Source organism: Limnohabitans sp. Jir72 (assembly GCF_003063575.1).
In the GTDB taxonomy this organism is placed as follows: Bacteria; Pseudomonadota; Gammaproteobacteria; order Burkholderiales; family Burkholderiaceae_C; genus Limnohabitans_A.
Map to the genome: position 1 here is coordinate 1 of NZ_NESC01000033.1, position 1,061 is coordinate 1,061.

Genomic DNA, 1,061 nt, shown 5'->3' on the forward strand with positions numbered 1-1,061 from the left:
AGGCGGATTCAAGTACGAGGTGCAACACGGTTTAACGAGGCGTGAAACACCTCGTGGGGCGTCTTGAATCCGAGCCGCTTTCTGGGTCGGTGATTCAATCTGTTTTCGATCATAGTCAACTCCTCATCGGTGACAGTTTCCATGCGCCGCTTCTTGGGAATGTATTGGCGTAGCAGTCCGTTGAAGTTCTCGTTGCTGCCGCGCTGCCAGCTGCAATACGGATCGGCAAAGTAGGTCTGGATGCCAAGGGCCTGATCGATGGCCTGGTGATCCGCAAACTCTTTGCCGTTGTCCACCGTCAAAGTCTTCACCCGTGAGTTCAAGGTCTTGAGCTTGGCTTCAATGGCCCGGCCCACCAAATCAGCAGACTTGTTGTTCACCTTGGCCAGCACAGCAAAGCCACTCTTGCGTTCTACCAGTGTCACGATGGCTTGTTTGTGAGCCGCGCCAATGACGGTATCACCTTCCCAGTGACCCACTTGCTTGCGATCTTCAATGTGGCTTGGTCTCTCGCTGATCGGGCGGCGATTCGGGATTTGCCCGCGTCTGTCATGCCCGCACAAGTGGCGTTTGCGCCGAGGCTTTTGGCTGCGCAGGTGCGTGTGTAAATCACCACCGGCGGCTTTATTCGCATACACATGCAAATAGACGCTCTCATGGCTGACAGCCACTTTTCCTGCAATCTGCTCGGGGCTCCATTGAATGCCAAGGTAAAAATCCACATCGGCCCAGAGCTTGGGGTCAACACGGCGGGCATTACGGCTGCGCTGGGCCCTCTCAGACGCCTTGGCGCAGGCTTGTTCGGCGCGATAGCCACGCTGGCCACGGCCACGACCGAGTTCGCGGCTGATTGTGCTGCGGCTCCTGCCCAGTAATCGGGCTATCTCGCTGAGGGTCTGTTTGGCTTTCAAGAGGCTGTGAATTTGGTATCGTTCTTCTCGGCTGAGGTGCTTGTACATCTGGCAACTTGGACTTGGCGGTTTGAGTGACCATGATGCCTTGACATCCTCAGCCACCTATTACCGGGTTCATCTTTGTTGCACCTCGTACTTGAATCCGCC

Annotated in this window: 1 protein-coding gene; it reads right to left on the bottom strand. The window is 55.9% G+C overall.

Features of this window, described 5'->3' with window-relative positions:
• Nucleotides 1-8: 8 nt before the first annotated feature.
• Nucleotides 9-959 carry an IS30 family transposase gene (locus B9Z52_RS17470; RefSeq protein WP_108415117.1) on the bottom strand — a complete coding sequence of 317 codons (951 nt, stop codon included), beginning with the start codon at nt 957-959 and terminating at the stop codon, nt 9-11.
• Between the last annotated feature and the right edge of the window lie 102 nt (nt 960-1,061).

What these genes read in the sequence shown, in the direction of transcription:
- B9Z52_RS17470 (WP_108415117.1), bottom strand. Translation starts at nt 959, where the DNA reads ATGTACAAGCACCTCAGCCGAGAAGAACGATACCAAATTCACAGCCTC.